Origin of the sequence: Pseudomonas sp. PS01301, from assembly GCF_029960215.1 — a bacterium.
Classification (GTDB): Bacteria; Pseudomonadota; Gammaproteobacteria; order Pseudomonadales; family Pseudomonadaceae; genus Aquipseudomonas; species Aquipseudomonas coleopterorum.
In genome coordinates this window covers 36,950-54,975 of sequence record NZ_JASCPM010000005.1, presented here as the reverse complement: position 1 = coordinate 54,975, position 18,026 = coordinate 36,950, and the positions used below count along the sequence as shown (strand labels likewise).

The 18,026-nt window shown below is 62.4% G+C and carries 19 protein-coding genes; 9 read left to right on the top strand and 10 right to left on the bottom strand.

Annotation, left to right across the window (positions count from 1 at the left end):
- Positions 1-170 precede the first annotated feature (170 nt).
- From QMX89_RS03915 to QMX89_RS03900, 4 genes are all read left to right on the top strand, one after another.
- Complete coding sequence (locus QMX89_RS03915) at positions 171-1,514, top strand: MFS transporter (protein WP_049860500.1); 1,344 nt, start codon at positions 171-173, stop codon at positions 1,512-1,514.
- Between the two features lie 75 nt (positions 1,515-1,589).
- On the top strand, positions 1,590-2,924 hold the full coding sequence (gene gudD / locus QMX89_RS03910; RefSeq protein WP_282347017.1) for a glucarate dehydratase: 1,335 nt from the start codon (positions 1,590-1,592) through the stop codon (positions 2,922-2,924).
- 398 nt (positions 2,925-3,322) lie between these two features.
- On the top strand, positions 3,323-4,030 hold the full coding sequence (locus QMX89_RS03905) for a carbonic anhydrase (RefSeq protein WP_049860502.1): 708 nt from the start codon (positions 3,323-3,325) through the stop codon (positions 4,028-4,030).
- Positions 4,031-4,215: 185 nt separating this feature from the next.
- Positions 4,216-5,745 carry a SulP family inorganic anion transporter gene (locus QMX89_RS03900; RefSeq protein WP_090361773.1) on the top strand — a complete coding sequence of 510 codons (1,530 nt, stop codon included), beginning with the start codon at positions 4,216-4,218 and terminating at the stop codon, positions 5,743-5,745.
- A gap of 36 nt (positions 5,746-5,781) precedes the next feature.
- On the opposite strand, the gene QMX89_RS03895 is transcribed toward QMX89_RS03900, so the two are convergent.
- Positions 5,782-6,453: a hypothetical protein gene (locus tag QMX89_RS03895; RefSeq protein WP_049860504.1), complete on the bottom strand. Its 672-nt coding sequence runs from the start codon at positions 6,451-6,453 to the stop codon at positions 5,782-5,784.
- A 172-nt stretch (positions 6,454-6,625) separates the two neighbouring features.
- Here QMX89_RS03895 and QMX89_RS03890 point away from each other — a divergent pair, with 172 nt between their 5' ends.
- Positions 6,626-7,258 carry an SCO family protein gene (locus QMX89_RS03890; protein ID WP_282347012.1) on the top strand — a complete coding sequence of 211 codons (633 nt, stop codon included), beginning with the start codon at positions 6,626-6,628 and terminating at the stop codon, positions 7,256-7,258.
- 38 nt (positions 7,259-7,296) lie between these two features.
- Here the strand turns inward: QMX89_RS03890 and QMX89_RS03885 are convergent, their stop codons facing one another.
- The 3 genes from QMX89_RS03885 to QMX89_RS03875 are packed head-to-tail and all read right to left on the bottom strand — an operon-like array spanning position 7,297 to position 9,787.
- Entirely contained in the window at positions 7,297-8,070 is a 774-nt protein-coding gene (locus QMX89_RS03885; RefSeq protein WP_056844884.1) for a MetQ/NlpA family ABC transporter substrate-binding protein, read from the bottom strand.
- A 38-nt stretch (positions 8,071-8,108) separates the two neighbouring features.
- The gene (locus tag QMX89_RS03880) at positions 8,109-8,780 is read right to left on the bottom strand and encodes a methionine ABC transporter permease (protein WP_049860507.1); all 672 of its coding nucleotides are present in this window, start codon (positions 8,778-8,780) and stop codon (positions 8,109-8,111) included.
- Positions 8,780-9,787: a methionine ABC transporter ATP-binding protein gene (locus tag QMX89_RS03875; protein ID WP_056844885.1), complete on the bottom strand. Its 1,008-nt coding sequence runs from the start codon at positions 9,785-9,787 to the stop codon at positions 8,780-8,782. The genes QMX89_RS03880 and QMX89_RS03875 overlap by 1 nt, the downstream gene beginning before the upstream one ends.
- A 286-nt stretch (positions 9,788-10,073) precedes the next feature.
- Here QMX89_RS03875 and katE point away from each other — a divergent pair, with 286 nt between their 5' ends.
- Positions 10,074-12,212, top strand: coding sequence for a catalase HPII (katE, locus tag QMX89_RS03870; RefSeq protein WP_049860509.1), 2,139 nt, complete (start codon positions 10,074-10,076; stop codon positions 12,210-12,212).
- On the opposite strand, the gene QMX89_RS03865 is transcribed toward katE, so the two are convergent.
- The gene (locus QMX89_RS03865) at positions 12,209-12,916 is read right to left on the bottom strand and encodes a PA5502 family lipoprotein (RefSeq protein ID WP_282347005.1); all 708 of its coding nucleotides are present in this window, start codon (positions 12,914-12,916) and stop codon (positions 12,209-12,211) included. The two genes, katE and QMX89_RS03865, sit on opposite strands and share 4 nt — an antisense overlap.
- Positions 12,917-13,095: 179 nt before the next feature.
- Between QMX89_RS03865 and QMX89_RS03860 the strand changes: the two genes are divergently transcribed.
- A complete protein-coding gene (locus tag QMX89_RS03860; RefSeq protein WP_282347003.1) occupies positions 13,096-13,323 on the top strand; it encodes a CopG family transcriptional regulator in 228 nt (75 codons plus the stop codon).
- Positions 13,307-13,576 carry a type II toxin-antitoxin system RelE/ParE family toxin gene (locus QMX89_RS03855; RefSeq protein ID WP_049860512.1) on the top strand — a complete coding sequence of 90 codons (270 nt, stop codon included), beginning with the start codon at positions 13,307-13,309 and terminating at the stop codon, positions 13,574-13,576. The genes QMX89_RS03860 and QMX89_RS03855 overlap by 17 nt, the downstream gene beginning before the upstream one ends.
- Before the next feature lie 20 nt (positions 13,577-13,596).
- Here the strand turns inward: QMX89_RS03855 and znuB are convergent, their stop codons facing one another.
- Genes znuB through zur form a run of 3 tightly spaced genes read right to left on the bottom strand, consistent with a single transcriptional unit; the run spans position 13,597 to position 15,624 of the window.
- Entirely contained in the window at positions 13,597-14,379 is a 783-nt protein-coding gene (gene znuB, locus QMX89_RS03850) for a zinc ABC transporter permease subunit ZnuB (protein WP_049860513.1), read from the bottom strand.
- Positions 14,372-15,142 carry a zinc ABC transporter ATP-binding protein ZnuC gene (znuC, locus tag QMX89_RS03845; RefSeq protein ID WP_049860553.1) on the bottom strand — a complete coding sequence of 257 codons (771 nt, stop codon included), beginning with the start codon at positions 15,140-15,142 and terminating at the stop codon, positions 14,372-14,374. Before znuC ends, znuB begins: the two co-directional genes overlap by 8 nt.
- Entirely contained in the window at positions 15,142-15,624 is a 483-nt protein-coding gene (gene zur / locus QMX89_RS03840; protein ID WP_049860514.1) for a zinc uptake transcriptional repressor Zur, read from the bottom strand. The genes znuC and zur overlap by 1 nt, the downstream gene beginning before the upstream one ends.
- 66 nt (positions 15,625-15,690) lie before the next feature.
- On the opposite strand from zur, the gene QMX89_RS03835 reads away from it, so the two are divergent.
- Positions 15,691-16,611 (top strand): zinc ABC transporter substrate-binding protein ZnuA, encoded by a 921-nt coding sequence (locus tag QMX89_RS03835; RefSeq protein WP_049860554.1) that lies wholly within the window; start codon positions 15,691-15,693, stop codon positions 16,609-16,611.
- Between the two features lie 110 nt (positions 16,612-16,721).
- Here QMX89_RS03835 and QMX89_RS03830 read toward each other — a convergent pair whose 3' ends face one another.
- Both QMX89_RS03830 and QMX89_RS03825 read right to left on the bottom strand, forming a co-directional pair.
- On the bottom strand, positions 16,722-17,672 hold the full coding sequence (locus QMX89_RS03830) for a homoserine kinase (RefSeq protein ID WP_049860555.1): 951 nt from the start codon (positions 17,670-17,672) through the stop codon (positions 16,722-16,724).
- A 63-nt stretch (positions 17,673-17,735) separates the two neighbouring features.
- The gene (locus QMX89_RS03825) at positions 17,736-18,023 is read right to left on the bottom strand and encodes a DUF2782 domain-containing protein (RefSeq protein WP_282346996.1); all 288 of its coding nucleotides are present in this window, start codon (positions 18,021-18,023) and stop codon (positions 17,736-17,738) included.
- Positions 18,024-18,026: the final 3 nt, after the last annotated feature.

The window sequence follows — 18,026 nt, the reverse complement described above, 5'->3', positions numbered from 1 at the left end:
ATCGACAACGCTGAAAAAGATGTATGACAACGACGAATGGCAGATTGGTTGGCCCTGTATACGTTGAGTTCAACGAATATCTAGTTGTATGATGTCTGCTGACCGAGCACGCAGCTGCCGATCGACACAGAAACTACCCGCATAAAAACAATCAGTGGGAGATTTGAATTGTGAGCAATTCAAACGTTGCAACCGGCGATGCCGTCCTGGCCCGCGCCGTCTCGAAAGTGAAGAGTCACGTACTCCCGCTGTTCGTCATCATGTTCATCGTCAACTACATCGATCGGGTCAACATCGGCTTCGTGCGCACGCACCTGGAGCATGACCTGGGCATCGGCGCGGCGGCCTATGGCTTCGGTGCCGGGCTGTTCTTCATCGGCTATGCACTGTTCGAAGTGCCGTCCAACATGCTGTTGCAGAAAGTCGGCGCACGGGTCTGGCTGACGCGGATCATGTTCACCTGGGGCATCGTCGCCACGATGATGGCGTTCATTCAGAACGAAACTCACTTCTACATCCTGCGCTTCCTGCTGGGGATCGCCGAAGCCGGCTTCTTCCCTGGTGTGATCTACTACTTCACTCGCTGGTTGCCTGGCGTCGAGCGTGGCAAGGCGATTGCCATCTTCCTCAGCGGCTCGGCCTTGGCCTCGCTGATTTCCGGACCCCTGGCCGGTGCGCTGTTGCAGATCGAAGGCTTGGGGATGCACGGCTGGCAGTGGATGTTCCTGATCGAAGGCCTGGCTTCGGTGCTGCTGTGCTTCTTCGTCTGGTTCTGGCTGGATTCCAAGGTCCACGACGCCAAATGGCTGACCCTGGAGGAGAAAGACGCGCTGGTGGGCGAGATCGATCGCGAACAGCGCGAACGCGATGCCATGCACACCGTCAAGCCGACCTTGGGCACGCTGCTCAAGGATCGCCAGATCCTGCTGTTCTGCCTGATCTACTTCTGCATCCAGCTGACCATCTATGCCGCCACCTTCTGGCTGCCCAGCATCATCAAGAAAATGGGCGGTCTGGATGACCTGCAGGTGGGCTTCCTCAATTCGATACCCTGGCTGATCTCGATCATCGCCATGTACGCGTTTGCCGCGCTGTCGGGCAAGTTCAAGTTCCAGCAGGCCTGGGTGGCCACAGCGCTGCTGATCGCCGCCGCCGGCATGTTCCTTTCCACCACGGGCGGCCCGGTGTTTGCCTTCGTGGCCGTGTGCTTCGCCGCCATCGGCTTCAAGTCGGCGTCCTCGCTGTTCTGGCCCATTCCCCAGGCCTACCTGGACGCGCGCATTGCCGCGGCGGTGATCGCACTGGTGAACTCTGTGGGTAACCTGGGCGGCTTCGTCGCGCCGGCCACCTTCGGTTTCCTGGAGCAGAGCACCGGCTCGATCCAGGGCGGGCTGTATGGCCTGGCCGCGACATCGGTGCTGGCCGCGATCGTGGTGTTCTTCGCCCGTACGCAGCCCAAGCCTGGCAAACCCGTGAGCGGCATTGCCGAACCCGTGCAGGCGCGACCGCTCTGACGAACGCGATCCCCTATACCGTTTTCGCCAGGCCCCTGCAGCGCCTGGCGTGGATTCAATGACAAGGAAAACGACATGACCACGCACAACGCCCCCATCGTCACCAGCCTGCAAGTCATTCCGGTTGCCGGGCACGACAGCATGCTGCTCAACCTCAGCGGTGCCCACGGCCCGTTCTTCACCCGCAACATCGTGATTCTCAAGGACAGCGCCGGCAACACTGGGGTTGGCGAGGTGCCCGGGGGCGAGCGCATTCGCGAGACCCTGGAAGACGCCCGCAGCCTGGTGGTGGGCCAGCCCATCGGCGAGTACCAGCAGATCCTCAACCGCATGCGCACCACCTTTGCGGCTCGCGACAGTGCAGGCCGTGGTCTGCAGACGTTCGACCTGCGCATCACCATCCATGCCGTGACGGCCATGGAGGCCGCCCTGCTCGACCTGCTCGGGCAGTTTCTGGAGGTGCCGGTGGCAGCGCTGCTCGGTGAAGGCCAGCAACGCGATGCGGTGAAGATGCTCGGCTACCTGTTCTATGTGGGTGATCGTGGCCAGACCGACCTGGCCTACCGCAGCGAGCCGGACGCCGCTGATGACTGGAGCCACCTGCGTCACGAAAAGGCAATGACCCCCGAGGCGGTGGTGCGGTTGGCCGAAGCGGCCAAGGCCAAGTACGGCTTCAACGACTTCAAGCTCAAGGGCGGCGTGCTGCGCGGTGCCGAGGAAATCGAGGCGGTGACGGCACTGGCCGAGCGTTTCCCTGACGCGCGCATCACTTTGGACCCCAACGGTGCCTGGTCACTGAAAGAAGCGATCAGCCTGTGCCGTGATCAGCACCATGTGCTGGCCTACGCCGAAGACCCCTGTGGCGCGGAAAACGGCTATTCGGGACGTGAAGTCATGGCCGAATTCCGCCGTGCCACGGGCCTGCCCACCGCCACCAACATGATTGCCACCGACTGGCGCGAGATGGGTCACGCCATTCAATTGCAGTCAGTGGACATCCCGCTGGCCGACCCGCATTTCTGGACCATGCAGGGTTCGGTACGGGTTGCGCAGATGTGCAACGACTGGGGGCTGACCTGGGGCTCGCACTCCAACAACCATTTCGATATTTCGCTGGCGATGTTCACCCAGGTGGCCGCTGCGGCACCGGGCGAGATCACCGCGATCGACACGCACTGGATCTGGCAGGACGGCCAGCGCCTGACCAAGGAGCCGTTGCAGATCATCGATGGCTTCGTCAAAGTGCCCGCCAAGCCGGGCCTGGGCGTGGACATCGACATGGACGAAGTGGCCAAGGCCCACGAGCTGTACAAGACCAAGGGCCTGGGCGCGCGGGATGACGGCATTGCCATGCAATACCTGATTTCAGACTGGAAATTCGATAACAAGCGCCCCTGCCTGGTGCGCTGATCCATCCCTGCATCGCGTGGATCGCTGACGCGGCTCGCGCCGCTGCTACAAAGATTGCGTGGCTCATGACGCGGCCTGCGCCGTTGTTATGAATTTCACGATTCCTGTAGCAGCGGCGCAAGCCGCGTCGGCGGTTTAAGCGGTGCATCTGGGCGAACGCGGTGAAGCCGGACGCGACTCGCGCCGCTGCTACAGGGACGCCGTCCATCGTCTCGACAACCCCCATCCCCGCACAATAGAGCGCTCGATTCAGGTTCAGTTAAGTTTTCACCGGTAACGTTAGTGACAAATGACTCACAAGTCATAATCCTATGTAAATCGTCTCGTCCAGCCGTGAGCTGTGGGAATTTTTACCCGGTAAACTGGGAACCATCTCAAATCCAGCAAGAGGATGAATCATGAGCGACAAGGATCCTACACCGAGCCATGCCGATACGGCTGAAGCCTCCCTGAAACAGATCGTCGACGGCTTTCTGCATTTCCATCATGACGTCTTCCCTCAGCAACAAGAGTTGTTCAAAAAGCTTGCTACCGCACAAGCACCGCGGGCCATGTTCATCACCTGCGCCGACTCGCGCATCGTCCCCGAACTCATCACCCAAAGCTCTCCCGGCGACCTGTTCGTTACTCGAAACGTGGGTAACGTCGTACCGCCCTACGGACAAATGAACGGTGGCGTTTCCACCGCGCTGGAATACGCCATCCTGGCCCTGGGCGTGCAGCACGTCATCGTCTGCGGCCACTCCGACTGCGGCGCCATGCGCGCCGTACTCAACCCCGCTTCGCTGGAAAAGATGCCAACCGTCAAGGCCTGGCTGCGCCACTCGGAAGTGGCCCGCACCGTGGTCGAAGACAACTGCAACTGCGCCAACGAAGCCGAAAGCATGAAAGTGCTGACCGAAGAAAACGTCATCTCCCAGCTGCAGCACCTACGCACCCACCCATCGGTGGCCTCGCGCATGGCCAGTGGCCAGTTGTTCATCCATGGCTGGATCTACAACATCGAAACGAGCGAAATCAAGGCCTACGACGCCGAGCAGGACTGCTTCCGTCCGCTCGACAGAACGACCACGACGCCTAGCGCCACGCCCAAGGGCCGCTTCTAGGTCGCCGTGGCGTCCGTTTGACAGGGCCTGCCTGGCCATCATCTGTCGACAGCACACCTCAAAGATCGCTTGCCGAATCCACCTGTAACCGCCGCGCCGGTTGGGCTACAGGGGATTGGGCAGGCACGCTGCTGCCTGTCGAAAAGTATGGCCCGGCTCGCTTGAATGCTTGCAGGAGATTGAACGTGAATATTGCACACATGAAAGCGGTGTTGCCGCGCGAGTTGCTCGCCTCGGTCGTGGTATTTCTGGTCGCGCTGCCGTTGTGCATGGGTATTGCCATCGCCTCGGGAATGCCGCCCTCCAAAGGCCTGATCACCGGCATCATCGGCGGTATCGTGGTCGGCTTCCTGGCCGGCTCGCCGTTGCAGGTCAGTGGTCCGGCCGCCGGCCTGGCCGTGCTGGTCTTCGAACTGGTTCGCCAGCACGGCATGGCCATGCTCGGCCCCATCCTGCTGCTGGCCGGTCTGCTCCAGCTGTTGGCCGGTCGTTTCAAGCTCGGCTGCTGGTTTCGCGTCACGGCGCCGGCGGTGGTCTACGGCATGCTGGCCGGTATCGGCGTGCTGATTGTCTTGTCTCAGGTCCACGTCATGCTCGACCGGGCGCCGCAGCCCTCGGGTCTGAGCAACCTGATCGAATTCCCTGCGGTCGTCGGCCAGGCCATTCCCAGCATCGGGGGCGGGTTGGGCTGGCAAGCCGGGTTGTTGGGCCTGCTGACCATTGCCGTCATGTACGCCTGGGAAAAGCTGCGTCCGCAAAAGTTGCGCTTCGTTCCCGGCGCGCTGCTGGGCGTGGGGCTGGCCACCGGGCTGAGCCTGTTCTTCGCCATGCCGGTCAAGCGTGTCGAAGTGCCGGCGAACCTGGCTGAAGCCATCGACTGGCTGCGCCCCGCCGACCTGCTCAACCTGGCCGATCCGGCCCTGTTGATCGCCGCCATTGCCGTGGCCTTCATTGCCAGTGCCGAGACGTTGCTGTCAGCGGCTGCGGTGGATCGCATGCACAATGGCCAGCGTTCGGATTTCGATCGCGAACTGTCGGCGCAAGGTGTGGGCAACATGCTGTGCGGCATCCTCGGCGCGCTGCCGATGACTGGTGTGATCGTGCGCAGTTCGGCCAACGTCCAGGCCGGTGCACAGACCCGTCTGTCGGCGATCCTGCACGGTGTCTGGCTGCTCGGTTTCGTCGTCCTGCTGTCCAGCCTGTTGCAGAGCATTCCGGTGGCAAGCCTGGCGGGCGTACTGGTCTTCACCGGCGTCAAGTTGGTCGACTTCAAGGCCTTCAAGGGCCTGGGCCGCTACGGGCGCATGCCGATGTTTACCTACGCCGCCACGGCCCTGGCGATCGTCTTCACCGACCTGCTTACCGGTGTGCTGCTGGGCTTCGCCCTGACCCTGCTCAAGCTGGCCTTCAAGGCAGCGCGCCTGAAGATCACCTTGGTCGACCAGGCCCCTGGTGAGGTGGAGTTGCGCATGGTGGGCTCGGCAACCTTTCTCAAGGTCCCGGCGCTGACCAAGGCATTGGCGAGCATTCCGGAAGGTACGATTGTCCATGTGCCGCTGGCCGGCCTGACCTACATCGACCACTCCTGCCTGGAACTGCTGGAAGACTGGGGCCGCGCGAATCAGAGCAAGGGCTCGCGGATGATCATCGAAAGCCGCGGCCTCAAGCGGCGCATCGAAGGTCAGCTGCGGACCAGCGCAGGCTTCGGCAGCTGACCCGGCAATCGGGAAGCGCTCTGCAGGGCTTGGCGACTAGTGCTCGTCAGGCCCTGTCGCAGCCTGCGAGGTTGCATTCAAGTCCAGGCCAATCCCCAGGCGCCGTGACATGCACGGCCACTGTTTCCATGCTGCCCCGGTCTCGGGGCTGACCAGCTTGTCGCGGTAGGCTTGCACCGACGGCAGCTCGAAGCTTTCATCGCACAGCATCTGGTCCACCGAATGGTGCACGACCTCGTCCAACTCGTTGGCGAACGTTTCACCGATCAACTGGTGGGCGATCAGGTTGGCAACGGTCATGTCCAGCGGTATCAGCGGCTGGCCAAGGTGACGGATGTACAGATCGTTGATTTCCTCTACCAGACGATGGGCCAGGTAGGCTTCATCGAGCAGGCCATCCATGCCTGGATGGTCCGCGAGAATGCCGGGCGGTTGCAGGAAGTATTCTTCGGCAATCTTCAGCACCGGATCGATCTGCGATTGGATACCCGCCTTGACCGCCACTTCGCTGGCGGCGTCGAGCAGTTGCGGGACTTCATCGATGTAGGCGCTGACGAAGCGCCACAGGGCGGTGTCGTTGCCTTCAGCGATGTCGATGGACGGGTGCAGCTGCGGCAGCTGTTTTTCCAGGCGCTGCTGCAGCTGGCCGGAAGCGGCCTCGTGTTCGGTGGCACGTTGGATCTGCTCGCGCAATGCGGCGGTGTTCATGAAGGCTCCAGGCGGGTGTCACGAAAGTGAAGTGGGAACGATAGCTGGCCCATCGGGAAGGCTAAGACGCATTTGTCATAGTCGGGACACATTTCATAACGACGCGAACCACTACCCTCCTCATGGCTCGCCTGATAACGTCGCCCCTCCTACGTGCATTGACCCCAGACTCATGACAAAAGCGCAGAAAATCGTCTTCATCGTTGCCGGCGTCCTCGCCTTGCTGATCGGATTGAGCGTTCACCAGCTGCTCACCCGGCAGAGCCAACCCAACCGCGCCGCACTGGTCGATGCGGGGATTATCCTGTTGGCCCAGAGTCGCGCGATGCCTGCGCTGCAGATGACCGACCAGGACGGCGCGCCCGTTCACGTCGACCAGCTCAGGGGCAAGTGGTCGCTGCTGTTCTTCGGCTACACATTCTGCCCGGATATCTGCCCGACCACCCTGGCCAACCTGCGCGACGTGCAGCAACAGCTGCCCAACGCCACGCGCGAGCGCCTGCAGGTGGTGCTGATCAGTGTCGACCCGCACCGCGACACCCCCGAGCGGCTCAAGCAGTACCTGGGTTATTTCAAGGCAGGCTTCGAAGGGTGGGTCGCGCCGGTCGAAACCCTACAGACGCTGGCCAGCGCCATCAGCATTCCGTTCATCCCCGCCGACACGCGCAAGCCCAATTACCTGGTGGAGCACAGCGCCAACCTGGCGTTGATCGGGCCGGATGGGCGCCAGCGGGGGTTCATTCGCGGGCCGATCGACAATGCGAAGATGATCGCCCAGCTTCCGGGGCTGGTCGCGGGCGATTGAGAGATGTAGGTCGAGCTTACACTCGACCTGTCACGGGCTTAAAAAGCGGGAAGCACCGCGCCCTTGTATTTCTCGGTGATGAACTGCTTGAGCTCGGGGCTGTGCAGCGCGGCGGCCAGTTTCTGCATGGCCGGCGAGTCCTTGTTGTCCGGGCGCGCCACCAGAATGTTCACGTAGGGCGAGTCGTTGCCTTCGATGAACAGCGCATCCTTGGACGGATCCAGCTTGGCTTCCAGAGCGTAGTTGGTGTTGATCAGCGCCAGGTCGACCTGCGTCAGTACGCGCGGGATGGTCGCCGCTTCCAGCTCACGGATCTTCAAGCCCTTGGGGTTCTCGACGATGTCCTTGGTGGTGGCCAGGATGTTGCTCTGGTCCTTGAGGCGAATCAGGCCGTATTTCTGCAGCAGCAACAGGGCACGACCGCCGTTGGTGGCGTCGTTGGGCACCACCACGTTGGCGCCGTTGCCCAGCTCGTCGAGCTGCTTGATCTTGCTCGAATAGGCGCCCAGGGGCTCCAGGTGAACGCCGGTCACGGCGACCAGATCGGTACCCTTGCCCTTGTTGAACTCATCCAGATACGGCTGGTGCTGGAAGAAATTGGCGTCCATGTTCTTCTGCGCGACCTGGACGTTGGGCTGGATGTAGTCGGTGAACACCTTGATGTTGAGGTCCACGCCCTGCTCGGCCAGTTGCGGCTTCACGAATTCCAGAATCTCGGCATGGGGCACGGCGGTGGCCGCCACGTTCAGGCTTTCGTTGGCCTGGGCGGACAGTGCAGCGACGGCGGCCATGGCGGCCAGTAGTCTTTTCATCTTCGATTTCCTTTTCGGCCCGTGGGCCAGACCTACGATTATTTGCGAGAGAAGTGCACGACCAGGCGGTCGCCCAGCATCTGCAGCAGTTGGACCATCAGAATCAGGATGATCACCGTGACGTACATCACGTTGTCCTGGAAACGCTGGTAGCCGTAGCGAATCGCCAGGTCACCCAGGCCCCCGGCGCCGACCACGCCAGCCATGGCGGTGTACGACACCAGCGTGATGGTCGTCACGGTGATGGCCGCGATGATCCCCGGCAGGGCCTCGGGCACCAGCGCCCGGGTGATGATCTGCCGCGTCGTGGCGCCCATGGCCTGGGTTGCCTCGATGATGCCGCGGTCGACTTCGCGCAGGGCGGTTTCCACCAGCCGCGCGAAGAACGGCACGGTGCCGATGACCAGCGGCGGAATCGCCCCGGCCACGCCCAGCGAGGTACCCACCAGCACCACGGTGGTGGGGATGAGCAGAATGATCAGGATGATGAACGGCAGCGAGCGGACCACGTTGACGATGAACGACAGCACCGCATAGAGCCGGGGCTTTTCGAACATCTGCCGCGGGCTGGTGAGGAACAGCAAAACACCCAGCGGCAGGCCGAGCAGGATGGTGAACAGCAGCGAAGCACCGAGCATCACCAGCGTGTCGAGGGTGGCCTGCCAGATTTCGCTCCAGTCGACGCTGGCGAAGAAGTTGATCAGGTCCATCAGCGCAGCACCTCCATGTGAACGTCGGCAGCGGTGAAGCGGGCGAATGCCGCGTCCATGTCGCCGCCGGTGATTGCCAGGGTCAACTGGCCATAGGGGGTGTCCTTGATGCGGTCGATGCGACCGGCCAGGATGCTGTAGTCGACGCCGGTCTCGCGCGCCACGGTGCCCAGCAGCGGCGCGTAGGTGGCCTCGCCCTGGAAGGTCAGGCGCACGATGCGGCCCGCCACATGGGCGAAGTCGCTGCGCTGCTCGTTCTCGTCGACCTGCTCGTCTTCCTGAACGAAACGACGGGTGGTCGGATGCTGTGGGTGCAGGAATACGTCGGCCACAGGGCCTTGTTCGACGATGCGTCCGGCGTCCATCACCGCCACCTGATCGCAGACCCGACGGATCACGTCCATTTCATGGGTGATGAGCACGATGGTCAGTTGCAGTTCGCGGTTGATCTCGGCCAGCAGTTGCAGGACCGAAGCCGTGGTCTGCGGATCCAGGGCGCTGGTGGCCTCGTCGCAGAGCAGGATCTTGGGGTTGGTCGACAGCGCGCGGGCGATGCCGACACGCTGCTTCTGACCACCGGACAGCTGTGCCGGGTACTTGCGCGCATGATCGGACAGGCCGACGCGCTCGAGCAATTGGGCCACGCGCTGGTCGATTTCCTTGCGCGACAGGCGCCCGGCCAGGTTCAGCGGCATCGCCACGTTATCGGCAACGGTCTTGGAAGCCAGCAGATTGAAATGCTGGAAAATCATGCCGACCTGTTGCCGAAAACCGCGCAGGCCGTCGGCATCGAGCGCGGTGACGTCTTCACCGTCGACGATGATCGTGCCACCGCTGGGGTTTTCCAGGCGGTTGATCAGGCGCAGCAGCGTGCTTTTGCCCGCGCCGGAGTGGCCGATGAGGCCGAACACCTGGCCTGCCGGCACCGTGAATCGGGTGGGATGCAGCGCGGGAATTTCCCTACCGGCCACGCGGTAGGTCTTGTGGACATCTTGGAACTCGATCACGTAGCGAACCTTGTGGGGCGCATGAATGGGGTAGCAGCTGATAGCCGGGCGCGCATTTTAGCCCAGGCGTCCAGTCGTATTTAGCATTTATTTTCGCCGCAACCTGCGATTTGGCAATAACGCGACTAAAGGTCGGCTTGGCGACCGTTCGTGAAAAAAAAAGGAACGCCCCTGCAATTTGTCAGGTCACTTGCTGAGTATTCCTGACCCATGCCTGCCGTGATCAGGTGAGGGTACTTATCAAAGTCCGTCCACGGACTGCCGTGAACCAAGGAGTTAAGGCCCGATGAGCAACAAGACCCCCCCTGCCGGCAAGAGCGAAGCGGCTGGCACCGACACCCTGGATCGTCAGAACACCAACGCCAAACTGGAATCGCTCGAGCAGTTCCGTGCCGATGGCACCGGACAAGCGCTGCGCACCAACCATGGCGTGAAGATCAGCGATAACCAGAACACCCTCAAAGCCGGCGCACGCGGCCCGTCCTTGCTCGAAGACTTCATCATGCGTGAGAAGATCACGCACTTCGACCACGAACGCATCCCGGAGCGTATCGTCCACGCCCGCGGTACTGCTGCCCATGGCTTCTTCGAGACCTACGAAGACCATTCGGCTCTGACCAAGGCTGGCTTCCTGCGCGACCCGGCGAAGAAGACCCCGGTCTTCGTCCGCTTCTCCACCGTGCAGGGTCCACGCGGCTCGGGTGACACCGTGCGCGACGTGCGTGGGTTCGCCGTGAAGTTCTACACCGACGAAGGCAACTTCGACATGGTCGGCAACAACATGCCGGTCTTCTTCATTCAGGACGCGATCAAGTTCCCCGACTTCGTTCACGCCGTGAAGCCTGAGCCACACAACGAGATCCCGACCGGCGGTTCCGCTCACGATACCTTCTGGGACTTCGTCTCGCTGGTGCCTGAGTCTGCGCACATGGTGCTGTGGACCATGTCCGACCGTGCGATTCCGAAAAGCCTGCGTACCATGCAGGGCTTCGGTATCCACACCTTCCGTTTCGTCAACGGCGAAGGCAAGGGAACGTTCGTCAAGTTCCACTGGAAGCCAAAGTTCGGCACCTGCTCGCTGGTCTGGGACGAAGCGCAGAAACTGGCCGGCAAGGACACCGATTTCCACCGCCGCGACCTGTGGGAATCCATCGAGATGGGTGACTACCCGGAATGGGAACTGGGCGTGCAGATCGTGCCGGAAGAAGACGAACACAAGTTCGAATTCGACCTGCTCGACCCGACCAAGATCATTCCCGAAGAGCTGGTCCCGGTCACTCCGCTGGGCCGCATGGTCCTGGACCGCAACCCGGACAACTACTTCGCCGAAACCGAACAGGTTGCCTTCTGCCCGGGCCACATCGTTCCCGGTATCGACTTCAGCAACGATCCTCTGTTGCAGGGTCGCCTGTTCTCCTACACCGATACCCAGATCAGCCGTCTCGGTGGGCCGAACTTCCACGAGATCCCGATCAACCGTCCGATCGCGCCGAACCACAACGGTCAGCGTGATGCCCAGCACCGCACCCGCATCGACAAGGGCCGTGCGTCCTACGAGCCAAACTCCATTGACGGTGGCTGGCCGAAGGAAACTCCATCGGCACCGATCGATGGCGGCTTCGAGACCTATCCCGAGCGTGTCGACGCACACAAGGTCCGCGAGCGCAGCGAATCGTTCTCCGACCACTTCTCGCAAGCCACGCTGTTCTTCAACAGCATGAGCCATGCCGAGAAAGAGCACATCATCGCGGCCTACAGCTTCGAATTGGGCAAGGTCGAGCGCGAGTACATTCGTGCCCGTCAGGTCAACGAAATCCTGGCCAACATCGATCTGGAACTGGCTTCGCGCGTTGCAGCCAACCTGGGTCTGCCTGCGCCGACCAAGGGCACCGTATCGGTCAAGCCTTCTTCGCTGAAGGAATCGCCTGCGCTGAGCCAGACCAACCTGCTGTCGGGCGACATCAAGAGCCGCAAGGTGGCGATCCTGGTCGCCAACGGTGTGGATGGCAAAGCGGTCGCTGCTCTACAGAAGGCGCTCAAGGCCGAAGGCGCACACGCCAAGGTTCTGGGCCCGACCAGCGCACCGGTCAAGACTGCCGACGGCCAGACTTTGGCAGTCGACGCTTCCCAGGAAGGTCTGCCGTCGGTGGCTTTCGACGCAGTGTGGGTGCCAGGTGGCGCGGATTCGATCAAGGCACTGAGTGCCGATGGCGTGGCCTTGCACTACCTGCTCGAAGCCTACAAGCACCTCAAGGCAATCGGTGTCAGCAAGGATGGCAAGGCGCTGCTCGAAGCGCTGCGCCTGCAGGAAGATGCCGGTCTGCTGGTGGGCGACGATGACAGCACCATCAAGGCGTTCATCGCTGCGATCGCCAAGCATCGCGTGTGGGATCGTGAACCTGCCGCCAAAGCCATTCCGGCTTAACGGCGCGGTATAAGCACCACTTGGGTCGGTTGTCCGTGCACCACACGGCGACCGACCTTCAGTTGCATTTCTGGCAACTGTTCGCTGACGCGCTGCTTGAGCAGCGCTTCCAGCCGGCGATATTCGCCTGGTTGGGCCACCTGAATGATCACATCACATTGGTAATGAACGACGTCGGTCGCGATGTCGCGCATCTGTGCGCGCAACTGAGGTGCGCTGTGCATCTTCAAAGGCACTGCTGAAACACCGGCGTTCGGATCCAGCACCAAGGCCTTCGGCCGCGCTTCGGCCGCTTTCAGGGCCGCTTCGGCTTTTTCCAGCTCGGCCTTGCGCGCCTGGGCGATCGCGCCATTGACGCCACCGATGAGGGCCGGTGCCTGAGGCATCAACACGCGAGCACGGCCCAGCGCGGTGGCCGCCGCATTGACGTCACCCTTCTGCAGCATCACCTGGCTGCGCTGCAGATAGGCCTCGGCCAATTGCCGCTGCGCCTCGTTGACGCGCGGATCCTGCGGAGCCTGGGCCTGCAGCTTGACCAACTGATCTTCAGCCGTGGCCAGCTCGCTGCTGGCGATGTTGGTTTCCAGCTGTTGCCAGGCATCGGGACCTGCGTCAGCGGCAGGGTCGCGCGACGAAGTCTGGCAAGCGGTCAACAGCAGGGAAAGTGTGGCAAGTAGCAGATAACGGGAGGCGAACGGCTTCATTGCTGCGACTCTCTATTTGCCCAAAAAACGGCCAAGTCTACACCGTGGGGGTGTCGGCGAAAATATGGACGCCAAAAATCGCTTCCCCATGATCCCTTTGTTGTGACATGCCGCGTCCATTCTTGAACACAACCTTTGTGTGATACAGTGAATACACGTATCACACGGGAGTTTCTGTCATGCCCACCTCTATTCGATTGGCTCCGGAAACCGAGCAGCGCCTCGATTTTCTGGCAAGTAGCACCGGGCGCACCAAAGCGTATTACCTGCGCGAAATTATCGACAATGGCCTGGCCGACCTGGAGGACTACTACCTGGCAGCGGACGTTCTGGAGCGTGTCCGTAGAGGTCAGGAGGGTGTGCATTCGGCAGCGGACTTGAGGAAAGACCTTGGTCTGGACGATTGATTACACCGACACGGCCAAAACGCAATTGCGCAAACTCGACAAGCAGGCAGCCAGGCGTATCCTCGATTTCATGGATGAGCGCATTGGCGGTCGGGATGATCCACGGAGCACTGGCAAGGCACTCACGGGGCCGCTGGGTGGTTTGTGGCGATATCGGGTTGGGGATTTCCGAGTGATCTGTGACATCCAGGATGGGGCGCTGCGAGTTCTGGTCGTTCAATTGGGCAATCGGCGCGAGGTCTACAGGTCATAGCGACTCGCGCCTGACGCGCCCTACCGCTTGGGCAACGCAAAACTCAGCAGAAACAACACCGCAGCACTCACCACGATCGACGGCCCGGCCGGGGTGTCCTTGAACCACGAGAGCGCCAACCCGGCACACACCGCGATGACCCCCAGCACGCTGGCGCCCAGTGCCATCTGCTCGGGCGAGCGTGCATGGCGTTGGGCGGCCGCCGCCGGAATGATCAGCAATGAAGTGATCAGCAATACGCCGACGATCTTCATCGCCACCGCGATCACCACGGCGATCAACAGCATCAAGGCCATACGCAGACCTGCCACGGGCAGCCCTTCGATGCGTGCCAGCTCTTCGTGAACGGTGATCGCCAGCAATGGCCGCCACAGGGCGATCAACAGCCCCAGCACGGCCACGCTGCCGCCGACGATCCAGTACAGGTCGGTCGCACTGATCGCCAACAGATCACCGAACAGATACCCCATCAGGTCGATGCGCACGTCATGCATGAAGCTCAGTACCACCAGGCCCAGCGACAGGGTGCTCGGCGCCAGGATCCCCAGCAGGGTGTCCGAGGCCAGCGGCTGGCGTTGCTGCAGCGTCACCAGCAATATCGCCAGCAGCAGGCAGCCGACCGTTACCGCCAGCGCCGGGCTGATGTCGAGCACGAAGCCCAGGGCTACGCCGAGCAGGGCCGCATGGGACAAGGTATCGCCGAAATAGGCCATGCGGCGCCAGACCACGAACGAACCCAGCGGTCCCGCGACCACTGCCAGGGAAAGGCCTGCCAGCAAGGCATACAGTAAAAAATCAGCCATGCTTGCAGCTGTCTCCGTGTACGTGAGTGTCACTGACCACGCCGCCATGCAGGTCGTGGGCGTGGTCGTGATGATGGTGATAGATCGCCAGGCTCGGCGCGTGGCTGCCGAACAGCTCGACGAAGGCCGGATCGCCGCTGACCTGCGCAGGATGACCGGAACAGCAGACGTGGCGGTTCAGACAAACCACCTGATCGGTGGTGCTCATGACCAGATGCAGGTCGTGGGACACCATCAGCACGCCGCAGCCATGGCGCTCGCGCAGGCGTGTGATCAGTGCATAGAGTTCGGCCTGGCCGGCCACGTCGACGCCTTGCACCGGCTCGTCGAGCACCAGCAGTTCGGGCTCGCGCAGCAGCGCTCGCGCCAGCAGCACGCGCTGCATTTCACCGCCGGAGACCGTCTGAATCGGGCTGTCGATGGTCTGGGCGGCCCCCACTTCCTCCAGCGCCGCCAGGGCGCGCGCGCGGTCCACACCCGGCACCAGGCGCAGGAAACGCAGCACGGACAGCGGCAGGGTCGGGTCCACGTGCAGCTTCTGCGGCATGTAGCCGATGCGCAGCCGAGGCTTGCGCCAGACGCTGCCCGAGTCGGGCTTGAGCAAACCGAGCACGGCACGCACCAGGGTGGTCTTGCCGGCGCCGTTGGGGCCGATCAAGGTGACGATCTCCCCAGGCTGCACGCACAGATGGATGTTATCGAGCACACGTTGGCCGGCGAACTCCACGCTCACCTGGTCCAAGCGGATCAAGGCTTCGCTCATCACGCCCCCCGGCAGGCCGCGCACAGGCCGACCACTTCCACGGTCTGCCCCTCGACGGCGAAGCCGATACCCTGCGCGCTCTCGACGATGGCATCGCTGATGGTCTTGTGCTCCAGTTCCACGGCCACATGGCAGGTGCGGCAGATCAGGAACTGGCCTTGGTGGGCGTGCTCGGGATGGTTGCAGCCGATGAAGGCGTTGAGCGAAGCAATGCGGTGCACCAGGTTGTTGTCGAGCAGAAAGTCCAGGGCGCGATAGACCGTGGGCGGCGCTGCGCGACGGCCATCCTGTTCGCTGAGCACGGCGAGAATGTCGTAGGCGCCCAGCGGCTTGTGGCTTTGCCAGACCAGCTCCAGTACGCGACGGCGCAAGGCAGTCAAACGCAGGCCCTGTTTCAGGCACAAGGCATCGGCCTCGCTCAGTGCGTGATGGACGCAATGGGAGTGGTCGTGGGGACGGCTGGCCAGCGGTGTTTTGGACATGAGCGGCGACGAATTCTGATAGAGACGTTATTATGTTACCTGTTCTTGCCCCCGAGAGTGTCCATTGTGGTTCGTATTTTTGCTCTTTCCATCGGTTTGCTCGCCGCTTGCATGACCGCCCTGCCGGCACAGGCCCAGGTGCGTGTACTGACCAGCATCAAGCCGGTGCAGCTGATCGCAGCCGCCGTGCAGGACGGCGTGGGCCAGCCTGAAGTACTGCTGCCGCCCGGCGCCTCGCCGCACCACTATGCGCTGCGACCATCAGACGTACGCCGGGTAGGCGACGCCGATCTGCTGTACTGGATCGGCCCGGACATGGAAGGCTTTCTGCCGCGCGTCCTGGAGACTCGGCAGAAGCCCACGGTGACCATCCAGACGCTGCCGGGGCTGCATCTGCGCCATTTCGCCGAGGACAGTCACTCCCACGCCGAGGAAGCGTCGGACCACGATCACGACCATCGCCCAGGCACGCTGGACGCCCACCTGTGGCTTTCCACCGTCAACGCCCGGGTGATCGCCACGCGCATGGCCGCCGACCTGTCCGCGGCCGATCCGGCCAATGCGCCCCGCTACCAGTCCAACCTGGCGGCGTTCACGCAACGTCTGAATGCACTGGACACCCGCCTGGCCGCGCGGGTGGCGGGTATCCAGGGCAAGCCCTATTTCGTCTTCCACGAGGCTTTCGATTATTTCGAGGAGGCCTATGGCCTCAAGCATACGGGCGTATTTGCCGTGGCAGCCGAAGTGCAACCGGGCGCGCAGCATGTCGCCGCAATGCGCCAGCGGCTGCAGGAAGTGGGCAAGACGTGCGTGTTCAGCGAGCCGCCGATGCGCCCCAAGCTGGCGCAGACCCTGACCGCCGGCCTGCCGGTGACCCTGGCCGAACTGGACGCCCTGGGCGGTTTCGACGAGGCCACGGCGACGGGCTACGAGACCCTGCTGGCCAACCTGGCCGACAACCTCGCCGGCTGCCTGGAAAAGCTCTGACGCTCCTCCCACAAGCCTGAACCCCTGCCCTGTGAGAGAGGGTTCATGCCAGAAGCAGGTTCCTGTGGGAGCGGGCTCTGCCCGCGAAGGCCGCCCCACGATCTCGGGAGCTAAAAAGCAAACGGCAACGCCACCCCAACCTTTTGCCGCAACCCCAAGCGATCCTGAAAATCCTTGGGATCGTGAATCAGCACATCCATCCCGGCAAACGACTGCGCCGCGATCAAGCGCGACAGCCAGAAACGCACACAGGCCACGCGCAACATCAGCGGCCAGAGCTGCGCTTCGGCTGCGGTGAACGGCCGCAGCGCCGCATAGGCACCCAGCAACGCCCGCGCCCGTGGCGCATCCAGCGCACCCTGCTCGTCCGAGCACCAGTCGTTCACGGTGATCGCCAGGTCGTAGAGCATTGGCCCCGAGCAAGCATTGTAGAAATCGATCACGCCGGTCAGGTGCGTGCCTTCGAACATCACGTTGTCACGGAACAGATCGCCGTGCAGGTTGGCCTGCGGCAGCGCCAGGATCTGCGCGTGATGCGCCTGGATCTCGGCCAGGGCCGGACGCAGTAATTCGGCAGCCGCCGCGTCGAGGCCAGCGACCAGCTTTTCGCCCTCCTCCAGCATCCAGTCCAGGCCACGGTCGGTTCGGCGTACCAGGGGTGCGTCCAGGGTTGCCGTATGAATGTGCGCCAGCAACTCGCCTACCTGAACGCAGTGCTGGTTGTTCGGTGCCTGCACATGCCGACCGTCCAGGCGCGGCTGCAGCAGGGCCGGTTTGCCGGCAAGGGTACGCAGCGCGACCCCGTCGGTGGTGCGCAAGGCATAGGGCACCGACAGCTGCGCGTCGTGCAGCACATCGAGCAGTTCGATGAAGAACGGCAAATCCTGAGTCGGCCCGCGCTCTACCAGAGTCAGTACGTATTCACCCTGCTCCAGGCTGATGAAAAAGTTGCTGTTCTCGGTACCGGCGGCAATCCCCTGGAAGTCCCGCAGACGGCCAAGGCCATAAGGGGCCAGAAAGGTTTCGAGCTCGGCGCGGGTCAAGGGTGTAAACACAGACATGTCGTAGATTTGCCCATACTGGCGCCACAACGGCGGCGCCCGGTTGAATTGAAAATTACAGCCTCACCACTCGAAGATCTTCCAGGCCGGGATCAACATGTCCGGCTGGTCGGAGCGGATGAAATTGTCGTCGGTGCCATCGGCGCGCACCAGAAAGTACGGCTTGCCGTGCTTCGGGGTGATCTTGATGGCGTACAGGAAGCCGTTCTGGCGGTACTCCTGAATGGTCTTGTCGCCGTCCTGGCGAATGGTCACGTCCGGATCGGCCGAAGGCGCATCGTCAGCAGCCTGGACCATCAGCGGGCTGCTCAGCAGCAGTGTCGCGAGCAACAGGCGTTTTACATTGCGCATGAT

Excerpts from the sequence above, each read along its gene's own strand:
- QMX89_RS03885 (WP_056844884.1), bottom strand. The coding sequence starts at position 8,070 with ATGAAAAGACTACTGGCCGCCATGGCCGCCGTCGCTGCACTGTCCGCC.
- QMX89_RS03860 (WP_282347003.1), top strand. The coding sequence starts at position 13,096 with ATGCCCACCTCTATTCGATTGGCTCCGGAAACCGAGCAGCGCCTCGAT.
- zur (WP_049860514.1), bottom strand. The coding sequence starts at position 15,624 with ATGTCCAAAACACCGCTGGCCAGCCGTCCCCACGACCACTCCCATTGC.
- QMX89_RS03825 (WP_282346996.1), bottom strand. The coding sequence starts at position 18,023 with ATGCGCAATGTAAAACGCCTGTTGCTCGCGACACTGCTGCTGAGCAGC.
- katE (WP_049860509.1), top strand. The coding sequence starts at position 10,074 with ATGAGCAACAAGACCCCCCCTGCCGGCAAGAGCGAAGCGGCTGGCACC.
- QMX89_RS03830 (WP_049860555.1), bottom strand. The coding sequence starts at position 17,672 with ATGTCTGTGTTTACACCCTTGACCCGCGCCGAGCTCGAAACCTTTCTG.
- QMX89_RS03880 (WP_049860507.1), bottom strand. The coding sequence starts at position 8,780 with ATGGACCTGATCAACTTCTTCGCCAGCGTCGACTGGAGCGAAATCTGG.
- gudD (WP_282347017.1), top strand. The coding sequence starts at position 1,590 with ATGACCACGCACAACGCCCCCATCGTCACCAGCCTGCAAGTCATTCCG.
- QMX89_RS03865 (WP_282347005.1), bottom strand. The coding sequence starts at position 12,916 with ATGAAGCCGTTCGCCTCCCGTTATCTGCTACTTGCCACACTTTCCCTG.
- znuB (WP_049860513.1), bottom strand. The coding sequence starts at position 14,379 with ATGGCTGATTTTTTACTGTATGCCTTGCTGGCAGGCCTTTCCCTGGCA.
- QMX89_RS03905 (WP_049860502.1), top strand. The coding sequence starts at position 3,323 with ATGAGCGACAAGGATCCTACACCGAGCCATGCCGATACGGCTGAAGCC.
- QMX89_RS03895 (WP_049860504.1), bottom strand. The coding sequence starts at position 6,453 with ATGAACACCGCCGCATTGCGCGAGCAGATCCAACGTGCCACCGAACAC.
- znuC (WP_049860553.1), bottom strand. The coding sequence starts at position 15,142 with ATGAGCGAAGCCTTGATCCGCTTGGACCAGGTGAGCGTGGAGTTCGCC.
- QMX89_RS03890 (WP_282347012.1), top strand. The coding sequence starts at position 6,626 with ATGACAAAAGCGCAGAAAATCGTCTTCATCGTTGCCGGCGTCCTCGCC.